This is a genomic window from Geofilum rubicundum JCM 15548, assembly GCF_000974365.1.
Classification (GTDB): Bacteria; Bacteroidota; Bacteroidia; order Bacteroidales; family Marinilabiliaceae; genus Geofilum; species Geofilum rubicundum.
Window position 1 is genome coordinate 33,113 of sequence record NZ_BAZW01000032.1, and the last position, 13,169, is coordinate 46,281.

General features: G+C 48.9%; 9 protein-coding genes and 1 pseudogene. 3 read left to right on the top strand and 7 right to left on the bottom strand.

The genetic code is table 11. From position 1 onward, the window contains the following. Position 1: 1 nt before the first annotated feature. The 3 genes and pseudogenes from JCM15548_RS13395 (at position 2) to JCM15548_RS25615 (ending at position 4,051) form a co-directional block, all read left to right on the top strand. A pseudogene (locus JCM15548_RS13395) lies at positions 2-2,145 on the top strand (alpha-glucuronidase family glycosyl hydrolase). A gap of 56 nt (positions 2,146-2,201) precedes the next feature. After that, on the top strand, positions 2,202-3,824 hold the full coding sequence (locus JCM15548_RS13400) for a glycoside hydrolase family 43 protein (protein ID WP_062126327.1): 1,623 nt from the start codon (positions 2,202-2,204) through the stop codon (positions 3,822-3,824). Further along, positions 3,791-4,051 (top strand): beta-xylosidase family glycoside hydrolase, encoded by a 261-nt coding sequence (locus JCM15548_RS25615; RefSeq protein WP_157482765.1) that lies wholly within the window; start codon positions 3,791-3,793, stop codon positions 4,049-4,051. The genes JCM15548_RS13400 and JCM15548_RS25615 overlap by 34 nt, the downstream gene beginning before the upstream one ends. A 2-nt stretch (positions 4,052-4,053) precedes the next feature. Here the strand turns inward: JCM15548_RS25615 and JCM15548_RS13410 are convergent, their stop codons facing one another. From JCM15548_RS13410 to JCM15548_RS13440, 7 genes are all read right to left on the bottom strand, one after another. After that, a complete protein-coding gene (locus tag JCM15548_RS13410; RefSeq protein ID WP_062126333.1) occupies positions 4,054-6,666 on the bottom strand; it encodes an alpha-L-arabinofuranosidase family protein in 2,613 nt (870 codons plus the stop codon). A 164-nt stretch (positions 6,667-6,830) separates the two neighbouring features. Next, positions 6,831-7,865 (bottom strand): inorganic phosphate transporter, encoded by a 1,035-nt coding sequence (locus tag JCM15548_RS13415; protein ID WP_062126336.1) that lies wholly within the window; start codon positions 7,863-7,865, stop codon positions 6,831-6,833. A gap of 229 nt (positions 7,866-8,094) precedes the next feature. Then, positions 8,095-9,024, bottom strand: coding sequence for an aminotransferase class I/II-fold pyridoxal phosphate-dependent enzyme (locus JCM15548_RS13420; protein WP_262487057.1), 930 nt, complete (start codon positions 9,022-9,024; stop codon positions 8,095-8,097). An 8-nt stretch (positions 9,025-9,032) separates the two neighbouring features. After that, a complete protein-coding gene (locus JCM15548_RS13425; RefSeq protein WP_062126342.1) occupies positions 9,033-9,383 on the bottom strand; it encodes a hypothetical protein in 351 nt (116 codons plus the stop codon). 304 nt (positions 9,384-9,687) lie between these two features. Further along, positions 9,688-11,991 (bottom strand): TonB-dependent receptor, encoded by a 2,304-nt coding sequence (locus JCM15548_RS13430; protein ID WP_062126345.1) that lies wholly within the window; start codon positions 11,989-11,991, stop codon positions 9,688-9,690. 192 nt (positions 11,992-12,183) lie between these two features. Then, positions 12,184-12,591 (bottom strand): DUF8478 family putative metalloprotein, encoded by a 408-nt coding sequence (locus tag JCM15548_RS13435; protein WP_062126348.1) that lies wholly within the window; start codon positions 12,589-12,591, stop codon positions 12,184-12,186. Between the two features lie 37 nt (positions 12,592-12,628). Continuing rightward, positions 12,629-12,967: a translation initiation factor gene (locus JCM15548_RS13440; RefSeq protein ID WP_062126351.1), complete on the bottom strand. Its 339-nt coding sequence runs from the start codon at positions 12,965-12,967 to the stop codon at positions 12,629-12,631. Between the last annotated feature and the right edge of the window lie 202 nt (positions 12,968-13,169).

Genomic DNA, 13,169 nt, shown 5'->3' on the forward strand with positions numbered 1-13,169 from the left:
GATGAAGTTTATCGCATGGATTTTGGGTATTTTATGGCTATCTGTAAGTGCACAGGCAGAGACGGGTGCCGACTTGTGGCTACGCTACCAGCGTCTGCCGTCAGAGCTTAGCGCCAGCTATTCACAGACCATCCGGTCGGTTCAGTTTGCCGGCAGTGATGCCACCATGGCTGCAGCCAAAGATGAGTTCCTCGCTGCTTTTGAGGGACTGACCGGGAAAGCGGTTCAGCAGGTCCGTCGTCCGGCAGCCGCCACCCTTTTGGTGGGGACTACCAGCGAAAAAGTCATTGCTGATTTGGGTCTGGAGGATGAGCTGAGTCGGGCAGGGGAGGAAGGCTATGTTTTGCGCACCATGGACGTGAAGGGGGGAAGCATGACGGTTGTGGCCGCCAATTCTTCTGCCGGAGCGCTTTATGGCACCTTTGCGCTTCTTCGCCGGATGCAGAGTGGACAGTCCTTAGAAAACCTGGCAGTTGTTGAAAGTCCCAAATACGACCTGCGCCTTTTAAACCACTGGGACAACTTGGATGGCACCGTTGAAAGGGGTTATGCCGGCCATTCTATATTCTGGAACCGAACGGAAGAATTTTCTGAATTGGAGGATTTTTACCGGCAATATGCCCGGGCCAATGCTTCCATTGGCATTAATGGCACCGCCATTAATAATGTCAATGCCAATCCGGATGTGTTGACGGCGGAATACATTCAACAATTTGCCCAACTGGCGGATATTTTCCGACCCTATAACATTCGGATTTATATGTCGGTTAACTTTGCCTCACCCGCCGTCATTGGCGGCTTGGAGAATTCCGATCCGCTGAACCCCGACGTGGAAGCATGGTGGGAAAATAAGGTGGCCGAGATATACCGGGCCATCCCTGATTTCGGCGGTTTTTTGGTCAAGGCCAATTCAGAGGGACAGCCTGGTCCTATGGACTACGGACGTACCCATCAGGATGGGGCCAATATGCTGGCGCGCGTCCTTCAAGCCCACGAGGGCATTGTGATGTGGCGGGCCTTTGTGTACGAGCCGGGTGATGACGACCGGGCACGTCAGGCCTACAATGAATTCATGCCCTTCGACGGGAAATTTGAGGACAATGTGATTGTGCAGGTGAAAAACGGACCGATCGACTTCCAACCCCGCGAACCCTTTAGTCCGCTCTTCGGTGCCATGCAAAAAACACCGGTCATGCTCGAATTTCAAATCACGCAGGAGTATCTGGGGTTTTCCGATCACCTGGCCTACCTGTCCACCATGTGGAAGGAAGTCCTCGATGCCGATACCTGGGCCAAAGGCCCCGGTTCTACCGTGGCCAGAACCACCGATGGCACCCTGTTTCCGCAGACCTTAACCGCTATCGCCGGAGTGGCCAATATTGGCAGGGACACAACGTGGACGGGACACCATTTGATCCAGTCGAACTGGTATGCCTTTGGCCGTTTGGCCTGGGACCATCAATTGAGCAGTGAGGACATTGCCGACGAGTGGATTAAAATGACGCTCTCGCACAACCCGGCATTTGTCGGGCCCCTGACCGATATGATGATGCGCTCGCGTGAAGCGTGGTGGATTATATGACCCCGCTGGGTCTGCACCATCTGATGGGCTGGAGTCACCATTACGGACCAGAGCCGTGGACGGATATTGAAGGGGCGCGGCCCGACTGGCTGCCCCGTTACTATCATAAGGCCAGTGCGTACGGTATTGGTTTCGACCGGAGTGAAACGGGCAGCAATGCGGTAGAACAGTATTTTAGTCCCGTAAAGGAGCTGTATAATTCCCCCGAGACTTGTCCGGAGAATCTCCTCTTGTGGTTCCACCATTTGCCATGGGACTACCGCTTAAAGAGTGGACAAACGCTTTGGAATTCGATCGTTTACAGGTATTATGCCGGTGTTGAAGAGGCCCGTCATTTTCAGAGGGAGTGGGACAGGTTGGAAGGGTTCATCGATGACCAGCGCTTTGCCGACATTCAATTTAAATTTAAGGTGCAAACGCGGGAAGCCATTTGGTGGCGGGATGCGTGCCTGCTTTATTTCCAGACTTATTCCAAAAGACCCATCCCTGCTGAGTTGGAGCGACCTGTCCACGATCTGGATGAGCTCAAGGAAACGAAGTTTGAGATGTTGCATCACAACTAATTAATCATTCAAAAAAAGTACAAATGACTTTTTTAATTTCATAAATTATTTTAACTTTGGAGGGACTCACGGAAGGACGTACGGGCAACATAAATGTTAGGTGTGAAATTGTGTTTACCGATTTTTTAGGTGCTTTGGTCCGTATAAATTCCGTGAGTTTTCCTCCCTTCATCTTTTCTGCTATGAAGTTTATTCTATTCAAAAAACTGCACTTTTTTATTTTGGCCGTGGGTCTGGCTGTGCTTTTTTCTCAATGTCAACAAGCAACCAATACCCCATACGAGCCAACCACCATTGTTAACCCCATACTGCCTGGATTTTATCCCGACCCCAGTGTTTGTGCCGGTGAAGATGGCTACTACATGGTTCACTCTACCTTTGGCTATTTTCCCGGCATTCCCATTTTCTACAGTCCCGATTTGGTGCACTGGGAACAAATAGGGCATGTATTGAACCGCCCTGAACAGGTGCAGTTCGAAGGTCTGGGTCTGGGCAATGAGGCCATTTTTGCCCCCACCATTGAGTACCACAACGGCACCTATTATGTGGCCTGCACCGAAGTCTGGGGGCGCGGTAATTTTGTGGTAAGCGCACAAGACCCATCCGATCCCTGGTCCAACCCGACCTTCTTTCCGGAAGTCTCCGGCATCGATCCCTCTCTGGTTTTCGATGAGGACAAAGTTTACATGGTCTATAACAGCGATGCACCTGACAACACGCCCTTGTATGAAGGACACCGCACCATCCGCCTTTATGAATTGGATATGGATGAGAAAGTGGTCGTTGGCGAGCCCACCATTTTGGTCAACGGTGGCGTGGATATCAGCGAGGAGCCGGTATGGATCGAAGGCCCGCATATCTATCATATCGACGGCATGTATTACTTGTCGGCCGCCGAAGGAGGCACCAGCGTCAACCACCGTCAGGTCATTTTTCGAAGTGAAGATATCAGGGGACCTTACGTCCCCTGGGAGAAGAATCCCATTCTGACCCAGATGCACCTCGATCCCAACCGGCCCAATCCCATCACCAGCACCGGGCATGCCGACCTGATACAGGACTTGGAAGGGAATTGGTGGTCGGTCTTCCTGGCCTGTCGCCCCTACGAGGGCAACCATTACAATACCGGACGCGAGACCTTCATGGCACCCGTTCGCTGGGAAGATGGCTGGCCTGTTATCAATCCCGATTTTGAAGAGGTGCAATACACTTATGCTTTTAATTCGGCCTTGAAGAATCTGGAAGAAATCCGTCCTTTGAACGGTAATTTTACTCTGAGAGATGATTTTACCCGTGATGAGCTGGATATGACCTGGGTGCATATTCGCGTGCCCGACCGCCCATGGTACCAGATCGACGCTCCTGGCGGTGTGCTGAGCATGGAGTTGTTGCCGGGTGAGAAAATGCTTGAAAGCAGTCCCTCCTTTATCGGACGTCGGCAACAGCACCTGGTGAGTTCCGCCACTACGGCCATTGAATTTACACCACAGACAGAAGATCACAAGGCGGGTATTGCCATACTTCAAAAGGAGAACCGTTTTTACTACCTCTGTCAATCCCTCGAAAATGGTCAGCCCGTAGTGCAACTCTTCCGTTCCAATGCCGAAAGTTCGCTCTACGAATTGGAGTTGATGCTTCTGCCTTATTGGAAGGAGACGGCCAGGCGCCACTGCAATTGAGAATTGAATCGGACCACGATACATACACCTTTAGCTTTTCTGAAGATGGGCAGACCTGGTCTACCATCGGCGGAGAGCAGGACGCCCGCTTCCTGAGTACCCAAAGCGCCGGTGGCTTTGTCGGTTGTCTCTATGGCCTGTACACCGTTTCGTTGGGCGACAGCGATGCGGATATCCGTGCCGATTACCACTGGTTTGAGTATAGCGGTGACGATGAGATCTATTAAATTTAGTTCTCTATTCTGATTATGCTGAATGAGTAGGGAGCCAGCTCCACTTCAAAGTCAGAACCCACAACTATTTCATCCTCCACCGGTAAGAGTTTTTTGTCGCCCGGGTGTCCCGTCAAAACGGTGCGTGTCGCCCGGGTGGCAGAAATTTTCAAATCCTCCACCTTTAGCCCGGTTTGCAACGCCACCGGCAGCATGTTGACCAGTTTAATAATCAGCGCCTGCCCCTGGCTGTCCTTAACCACCGATACAGCAACGCGGTTCTCAACGGCTTTTTCATAATCGCCATTCAGGTCGATCCGACTATTTATATACCGGTCTCCCATGTTATGGCCGTACATTTTTTGCACATAATACCCCACAGTTGGCTTCACTTCTGTGTTGTTGAAATAAATCAGATCGGGATTCCACTGGGTAAAACGCTCTTTGGCCAGCAGTGGGGCATAGGAGGTCATTTCTACAACATCGCCATTGCGTTCCACAGCTGTCAGATAGAGCGCTTCGGCCAGTGCTGTTTCGAGATTCGTAGGGCGTCCCGGCAGATGGGCCGCATATTCTCCCAGATAAACCTTAGAGCTGTTGCGGTCGTAATTGTCGTAATAATTCTGGTTGTAAATGAACCAGCCCGGTGGCTGGTAGTAATGCTCATCTACCATGGCCAAATCCAGCTTTCGGGCCAAATCCCAACCCTCGCGGTAGTCGGTTCCTTCAAACCAGGGACCAACCGTTCCAATCACCACAATTTCGGGATGCTTTTCCTGGAGGGCCTCATAAATCATGGTGAAGCGCTCCTCAAAAACATCGGTGATCAAATCTTCATTGCCCACACCCACATACTTGAGGTTAAAAGGCTCAGGATGTCCCGCATCTGCCCTTTTTTTACCCCAGTACGTATCGGGTGAGCCATTGGCCCACTCAATCAAATCCAGCACATCCTGCACGTAATCGTCCATGTGCTCCATGGGAATGCCCCCTTGTTGTCCGGCACCCCCGCACGATGAGTTTTGGCAGGGTACCCCGGCCGCCACAATGGGAATGGGTTCCGCGCCAATATCCATGCAATATTGGAAGTATTCGTAGTAGCCCAGTCCGCCCGACTGGTGATAATTCCAAATGTTGCGCTGTGGCTTGCGGGCTTCCAGCGGACCGATGGTGTTTTTCCAGTGGTAGATGTTGTCCAGACCATCGCCATGGGCTACGCACCCACCGGGAAAGCGTACAAATTTTGGGTTGATGTCCGCGATGGTCTGCGCCAGATCGGCACGCAGTCCGTTTGTTCGACCCCTAAAGGTCTTTTGCGGGAAAAGCGAAATCATGTCCAGTGCCAGAGTGCCTTTCGACTGGGGCAATAGCTCCAGTCTGGCATTGTCAATGGTCTTACTGGCCGTGAGCTCGGCACTGTATTGCTTCCATCCGGAACCAATACGCTTAATTTCGGTTTCAGCCAGCACTTCATTGTCGCCATGCATCAGGCGGACCAGTATTTTACCCTTTCTTCCCTTCATGACCTTGGCAAACATCGAGAAATCATATTTTTCACCCGCTTTTACCGGGATCCCACCAAAGCCTTCATTCACCAAGGCGCCGCCCTTGTCCGCAACCGTTAGCTCCACATAGTGCGGATTGTTAGGATGCAGCGGATTTTCTGTCTTTATACGGTGCGTCATTTGGTCCCCCTTGACCGCCCAGGCCTTAAAGCTGTTCCAGTCGGGGTCGCTGCCTTTTTTATCCGATAAGGCATACTCAAAGCCTCTGTTTTCAATGAGTTCGGCATACAAACCACCATCTGCGGCATAGTTGATATCTTCAAAGAAAATACCAATCAGCTGTTCGGATATCTTCTTGCTTTTGCTTCCCTCAACGCTCAGCGACACTTTAAGGGGCTCCAGACCGGCAAAGCGGGCTGAATCACCTTTGGTGGTTTCGGACCACAGCTTGTTGCGTGCTTCTGTTTTTTGATGCTCGGCAATGAGTTCGATAACCATGGAGTGGGGTACCTTGTGAACGGTTCCCCTTTCCATGTTACCGGATATTTCGATGTCCCTGCGAAGGTCCTGACGCTTGGCTGCCTGTATTTCCTGGGGAGGACTAAAGGTTTTGAAATCATTGGTGGTACTGGCGTAGTAGCTTGAGTCTTCATGGGCCACCGACAGCCAGGTCACTCGATAGTTCTGGTCTTTGTTGGAGAAAGTCACCTCCGGCAGTAAAACATTCCGGCCCTCCACTCCCTGTGGGTAGGATTGACGGCGCCACAGAATCAGGTCGTCCACGGCCGCGTGAGCAAATACATCGTCGTAATGGTTCAGCGACCATATTAAATGCCACAGACCCTGGTTGTCGCGGAAAAGAAAGGGGTCAAACATCTTTTTTTCACCACCCCAGGTGCCGTAATCACTTCTAATAAAAGAATGCTCCGGGCCAACAGGCGCCCACTGTTCTCCGTTGTCGCTCCAGGCAAAATGCAGTCCGTTGTGGTGGTTGTTTTTTTCGGTGGCATAAGCAAAAAGGTACACCGAATCCGGACTCTGTTCTTCTGAGACCATTGGTTGGCTCCAAAAAATGGAAGTGCATAAAAGCAAGGTCAACCGCCTTAGTGTGAGATTTCTTTTCATTTTAAGGTCATCTTTGGGTGAGAATCATCCTATGTTCTGCAAGATACAAAATTCGCCGCTTTTAATACCGCTTGCCCGCCACCATTCAAAGCTAGACAATTGGTCCGTTTTTGACTATCAGAAAATTGAAGGAAGGTAATAAAGAATCGAAAAAGTCAGGCGGTTTACCATCCGTAGCAATCCACCAGCCAGGTCAGAAACAAAGAAATGGAGAAGGCCATAATCGGAGAAATCAACCAAATAATGAAGAATTTATTGACTTCGGTCTTTTTGAAGATGTTTTTCGCCCCAAGCTTGGCCACGCCAATGCCTAAAATGGCGCCGACATTCAATTGTACGAGGGAAGTCGGTACCCCCTTGAAGACAGAGGCCATAAGCAGCAGACTGGCGGTGACGAAGGCGATAATGATGGCTTCTATTTTTCCGAAAAGAATGATCTCTTTGCCCGTGTTCTGCATGATTTTGTTGCCAAAAACCGAACTGCCTATGGCGAAGTTGGGTGCCACAATCAGCGTGGACAGCATCATGATCAGCAGAAAGTTGTGTTCGGTGGGTTCTATGTCCATCTCATTGAGCGTCATGGAGGCAATGGGACCGGCCGCATTGGCCACATTGTTGGCGCCAATGCTAAAGGCCACGTAGAGCGACATACCCACCACCAGGACTTGCAAAATGGGATGGCTATGGGTCTTGGCAGACATCAGATAGCCCCGCTTTCGTATGGGGTGGTAAATGTACTTTCCTATCAAAAAGCAGAGGATAAAGGATATGAGGGGCAGTACAAACCAGGTGGGGAGAATGTCCACCAATAATTTGTTGGTGTTGAGCATGTTGTAATAGAGAGCCGGAGCGGTGATGGCCATGATGGTGGCCTGGCTGGTAGATTGGGGGATCCCCACAATATTGGCAAACAGCAGCGACAAACTAACCGACAGGAGAATGATGGAAACCAGTCCGTAGGTCATCATTTCACTCGGCAGAATGTCCTTTCCCAGTGTTACCGAAGTGTTTTTACCCGCTACAATGGCCCCGATAAACACCATGAGTCCGAACAGTCCGGGAATCAAACTCTTTTTGATCAAATTGGCACCGTAAGCAACTGAAAAAGAGGGACCTGTTCCGCTTCCGCCCATGGTAATGGCCAAAAACATCGCTATCACATAGGGTAAAAGTAAATGACTGTAAATAGGTGATGTCATAATTTGCTTACTTCAGATGCCTTTTTTTGGTGCCTTGAATGGTAAAAATAACTAAAAACTGTAAGACTGCTCAGTGATGGCCTTAAAATGGGTATTTATGCGTAGCGCTACGGTCCCAAAGTAAAGGGAAAAAACAAAGGGGCTTGTCGCACAGACAAGCCCCTTTGTTTTTTTGACGGTAGATATTGTAATCGTTTGCTGTTGTTTTTTAAGTTGCTGATTTTAAATTTTATACAGTCAACTCTTTACAGGCAGAATAAATGCCATCAAACAAGGCTAGAATGTCTTTGACCGCCACTGCTGAGAAAGCAATTCTTAGCAGATTGTTCAGACTGATGGTTCCAATGCTGTACTTTTCTATCAAAAGCCTGCGTACCACATCGGCATCGAGACCATCCTTTAATTCAATACACATAAAATAGCCTGAATTGTAAGGCTTGGCTTTGAAAAATTCGGCGTAGTCCGGATTTTTCATGGCTTGTTTGACCGCTTCATAGCGGCTTTTCAAAATATTGAATTTCTCCTTTTTCTCCTCCTGATAAGTGGGGGAATCAAAAGCCTCGAGCAGCAATGATTGGGAAAGATTGGAGGTGTTGGAGATACTCCCCCGGATGGCTCCTGCTGTTTTGTTTTCCAATGCCGTGTAAAGCGCTTCCGTACCTCCTTTAATTCCGTAGGTCATAAAGCCGACTCTGAATCCCCAAACATAATCTTCTTTGGTGGGGCCGTCCACTTTAACGGCCAAAACATTTTCATGCAAATTGGCCAGCCAGGCAAATGGCGACTGGGCCTCGATGCCCTCTTCAAAAACCAGCCCAAAATAGGCATCGTCACAAATGACCACGATCTTTTTTCCTGCCTTGGCCGCTTGCTCCACAGCAGAAATAATCTCCTTCATTTCACGGACATCCGGAGAATACCCCGTGGGGTTGTTGGGGAAGTTCAAGAGTAAAATCTTTTTGTCGCCCTCGCTCATCAGTTCTGCACCCATGGCAGCCACGTCCAGGCCCTCCCCTTTAAACAGGTTATAAGGCTTTATTTTGGCATCGTAAGCATTGATGAATGACAGGTTGTAGTTGCCCCAAAACAGACTGGGAACAAGGATTTCCTCACCCGGATTGACAAACATATAACCGGCCATGCTGATGCCGTGTGTCAATGCGCTGGTTACAACCGGTAAACCGAGGGATGAAGACTGAGCGCCGGGTTTTTCTCTAATATCATTTCACGCCAGCGGGCACGGATGTCCGGCCTTCCAAAACTGGGTGCATATGGAAAGACTTTTGAGGCCTCCAGGTTGATGTTTTTGCTGATCGATTTCAGGCGCATGGGGCTGTTGTCATCTTCAATGGCAGAACCAATGGTGGCATTAATGGCCGTGCCCTTGGCTTCTGCACTTTGTCCAAGGATACCCTTCTTGGGAAAGAAAATGGATTTTCCCCGTTCAGATAACATTTCAAATAGTGCCGGATTAATATCCTGTATTGTACGGTTAAGTTCCTGTGCCTGAATGTTCATAAAAAAATACGAATTTAATGGTTGTATTAAGAAACTGTTTAAAACGCCCTGTTGAGTGGGATTTTTAAACAGTTTCTATCTGTTTTTTGGTTTCAAAAAGCGGATTTTTTCCTGCTTTGTCTGCAAAAATACTTTTTTAGTGGAATTTCCTGCTTGTTTTTGTATTCGTTAACAGATGTTTTTTGACCAAAGTCGGTTTTTATGGTTTGATGACAGTTTTGGGTTTCTGCTTACAGAGTATTTGAGCAAAACAGTTTTTGAATCTGATCTGTATTTGAATGTGCCTCGATGGCTTACAAATACATTATAGAAAATTGTTGATTTTAACCCCAAACTGCAAAGTACGTGGAGCCGTCGGTCCGTATATATAACCCGGGTCCCGCTCGCCACCTCTGTCAAAATCACTCTGGTAACTATTCAGAATGTTTTTCAAACCTGCAAAAATTTGGAAAGAACCCACGTTGGTGCGGATGTGGTACTTTAGATTGACCGACCAGTCGAAAAAACTGTCCGATGTCCGCAATTCGCCGTCCTCGCCCGCCAGGGGACCAAAATAGGGTACCAGCATTTCGCCGGTGTAGGTGGCATTGGTGTTGAAAGTGATTTTTTCTGATGGATTCCATTCGGTGGACAGGTAACCGTAATGGTTGGGTGTCCGGAGAAAGCGCTTTTCGCCAAACTCCCGGGCCGCTCCAAATTCGCTGCTCTGAACGGTATAGCTGCCATTGATGCGCCATTTGTCCGACGGTATCCAGGTTGCTTCCATATTTACTCCTTTTACCACTGCGCCTGCCGCTTCATTCACCCGTGTGTAAACCACTACCCCCTCTTCATTGGGCTCACCAAATTCATTGTCAAAGGGATTTTGCAGATCGGTATAGAAGAATTCCGCCAACAATTCCAGGTTTTGCTTATCGCTTTGCATTTGATAGCTGACCGATCCCATGTAGCTGTGGCTGGTTTCCTGCTCCAGATCGTTGGCATTGACGTGGGTTACCTGACGGGCTTCAGAGGTTTCGATATGTAAATCTTCATCGAACACCTGAGGGGCCCGGTAACCTTTGGCATAGGAAACCCGGGTCTGTACATGGTTGTTTAAACCATAGAGGATGTTCAATCGGGGGCTGAGCACCGTATTCGAAATGTCTGAATGGGAAATGTGGTCCTCAATGGAATAATGGTCCGCTCTCAGTCCCGCTGAAACCGAAAAGTTCCCCATTTTTCTTTCCCACTGCGAAAAGACACCGCCAACGGTCGACCGTTGGTCGGAAACCAGCGTGTTGGCTTCATCCGACCGGCCCAATTTTTCATCTTCCAATTGGCCGCCATTCACTTCTATACCCATAATCACATTGTTGGCGCCACTGTTAATTTTGTACTGACTGCCGGCTGAATAGGAGAAGTCTTTGGTGGTGCCATAGGCATCCAAAGCTTGTGAGGCGCCATAATAGGAATCGCGGTGGACCGACTGCCCCGCTGCAAAGAAGGACAACTCCTGATCGGGTGCTGTGAACAGGTGCCAGGCCACATTGCCGGAGTTGATTTGATGTTCCGCGGCCTCGGCAATGTTGCTTTCATGCAATGGCTTGTCGAAGGCATCCCCGCCACGGCGTGTTTCACCAATATGGAAATAGTCGGCCGTTATCTTACTTTTATAACCGGGTTTTACCGTGTAGTGCAAGCCCATGGTGCTGTTTTTTATTTTTGACAGTTCCGAGAAGCCATCCCCGTTGGCATCGTAGGGCGAACGGTTCCGATGAAAACCATAAATGGCCAGTCCCTGCTTGCTGTTTTCCGAGGCCAGTGTGGTGTTGAACTGAATGGTGTTGTCCGGCTGGGCGCTGCTGCCCACGCCCACCATGGACGTTTGCAATTGCACCTCATAGCGATTACTGATGGGTTCACGTGTGATCACGTTCACCGTGCCACCAATGGCGTTACTGCCGTAAAGGGCCGATCCGCCACCCCGGATGATCTCCACCCGGTCGATCATATTGGCCGGCAAAAGTTCCAGACCATAAACGGAGGCCAGACCACTGAAAATGGGTCGGCCGTTGATCAATACCTGTGAGTAGGGGCCGTCCAAACCGTTCATGCGTAACTGGTAAGAGCCGCAATTGCCGCAATTGTTTTCCACCCGTAAGCCGGGTGAAAAGGCCAGACCTTCACTTAGGGAGGTGATTTGTAAGTTGCTGAGCATATCAGAACTTAGGGCGTTAACGATGGAAGTGGATTCCTTCCGGCTGCGCTCGTCGCGGTCGGCCGTCACCACTACCTGCTCCAATCGCAGAGCATCTTCCTCCATTTCGATGTTAAAGTTACCGGTAACGGCTTCGGAGGCATCAATGCTTATTTCGGTCGGTTTGTAGCCCATGGCCTGCACCCTTAGCTGATGAGTGCCTTCGGGTAATTCCAGTCGGAAAGCCCCATTGATATCCGTGGCCGTGCCAATGGTGGTGGACTTGATTTGTACCGAGGCATAGGGGACGGGCTCACCTTTGGTCATTATGGTGCCACTGATATTGGCCACAGGCGGCTTGTTGGCATTTAGAATAGAAATAAGTGGGATAAAAAATAAAAGTGTGATGATGGTTATGATGGCTCGCATGTTTGTAGGTTCTAATCTTTTTTATAAATAGATAACTCGTCCTTGTCACATTTTTTCAAAGACTTTTCAATGAGTGATTTTCTGGCAGACACTATTTTACATGGACGCACAACATTAGCCTGTCCGCGCTTTTTTGTGGTAAAAGCACTATATCAGCTCAATGTGAAAAACAGGTAAAATGGAGTGTCTGTGTTATCCTAAAGCGGGAGGTCCACGCAGAAATTGTGGACATTTTTTGAAGTGGAGATCATAAATAACCGGCATTTGGCCGAAGAATGCGGCCGTGTTGAGGGTGAATGTTTGGCCATGTTCCGGAACGTCCAGATAGTCATTTAAATCGGGTAATAGTTGATAAACGCTGCCCGGGTGCTGGTGCATGGGGTCCCCTTCTGCGTCGGAAGCTGTAAAAGGGTGGGAGTGAAGCACCTTCTTTCCATTGTCGAGGGTATGGATATGTAGAAAAAAGGTGTAAGAAAGGGAAATAAACAGGTGCAATAAAAGCAGCAATCCCCCTGTCGGGATGGCTAAATGTTTGGCGATGATATGATTCTTTGGTAGCGTCACCTTTTGTTTATCCTTTTGCTTTGCAAAAATGGACATTTGTAACGGAATACCAAATCCCCACAATTAGGTATTTTCATCCGCCTGCCTTTTTGGCCTTATACCCGTTGGCTGTTAAAAAAGTTAGGATTTTGTCACGGTGATCGCCCTGAATCAGAATTTCTCCATCCTTGGAACTGCCCCCGCTTCCACAGGTGTTTTTGAGTTTCTTTTCGAGCTCTTTGAGGTCATCCGCACCGCCAATAAAGCCGGTAATGAGGGTCACTATTTTTCCTTTACGCTGCTTTTTATCCAGCCAAACCTTCAGGTTTTGCTGAGCCGGCGATAAGGTTTCAGCATCGTTCTCTTCTTCCTCGTAGCTATAATCGGGATTGGTACTGAAAATGATCCCGCCTTTGTTGTTTTTTTTGGACATGGTTTTTTTTTAAGAAGGGTTGAATGGGTAGGATGGGTTGATGGGGTTGATAGGGTATTAGGTCAATAGGTCAATAGGTCAATAGGTTGATGGGGTTGATAGGGTATAAGGTATGATGGGTAAATAGGGTTGATTGGGAAATATGGGTATATGGGTTGATGGGGTAAAAGGTAAAAGGGTTGAATGGGTTAAGGATAGATGG

Bases quoted from the DNA above. Each gene is read 5' to 3' on its own strand.
- JCM15548_RS13440 (WP_062126351.1), bottom strand. From the start codon at position 12,967: ATGTCCAAAAAAAACAACAAAGGCGGGATCATTTTCAGTACCAATCCC.
- JCM15548_RS13425 (WP_062126342.1), bottom strand. From the start codon at position 9,383: ATGAACATTCAGGCACAGGAACTTAACCGTACAATACAGGATATTAAT.
- JCM15548_RS13430 (WP_062126345.1), bottom strand. From the start codon at position 11,991: ATGCGAGCCATCATAACCATCATCACACTTTTATTTTTTATCCCACTT.
- JCM15548_RS13435 (WP_062126348.1), bottom strand. From the start codon at position 12,591: ATGTCCATTTTTGCAAAGCAAAAGGATAAACAAAAGGTGACGCTACCA.
- JCM15548_RS13415 (WP_062126336.1), bottom strand. From the start codon at position 7,865: ATGACATCACCTATTTACAGTCATTTACTTTTACCCTATGTGATAGCG.
- JCM15548_RS13410 (WP_062126333.1), bottom strand. From the start codon at position 6,666: ATGAAAAGAAATCTCACACTAAGGCGGTTGACCTTGCTTTTATGCACT.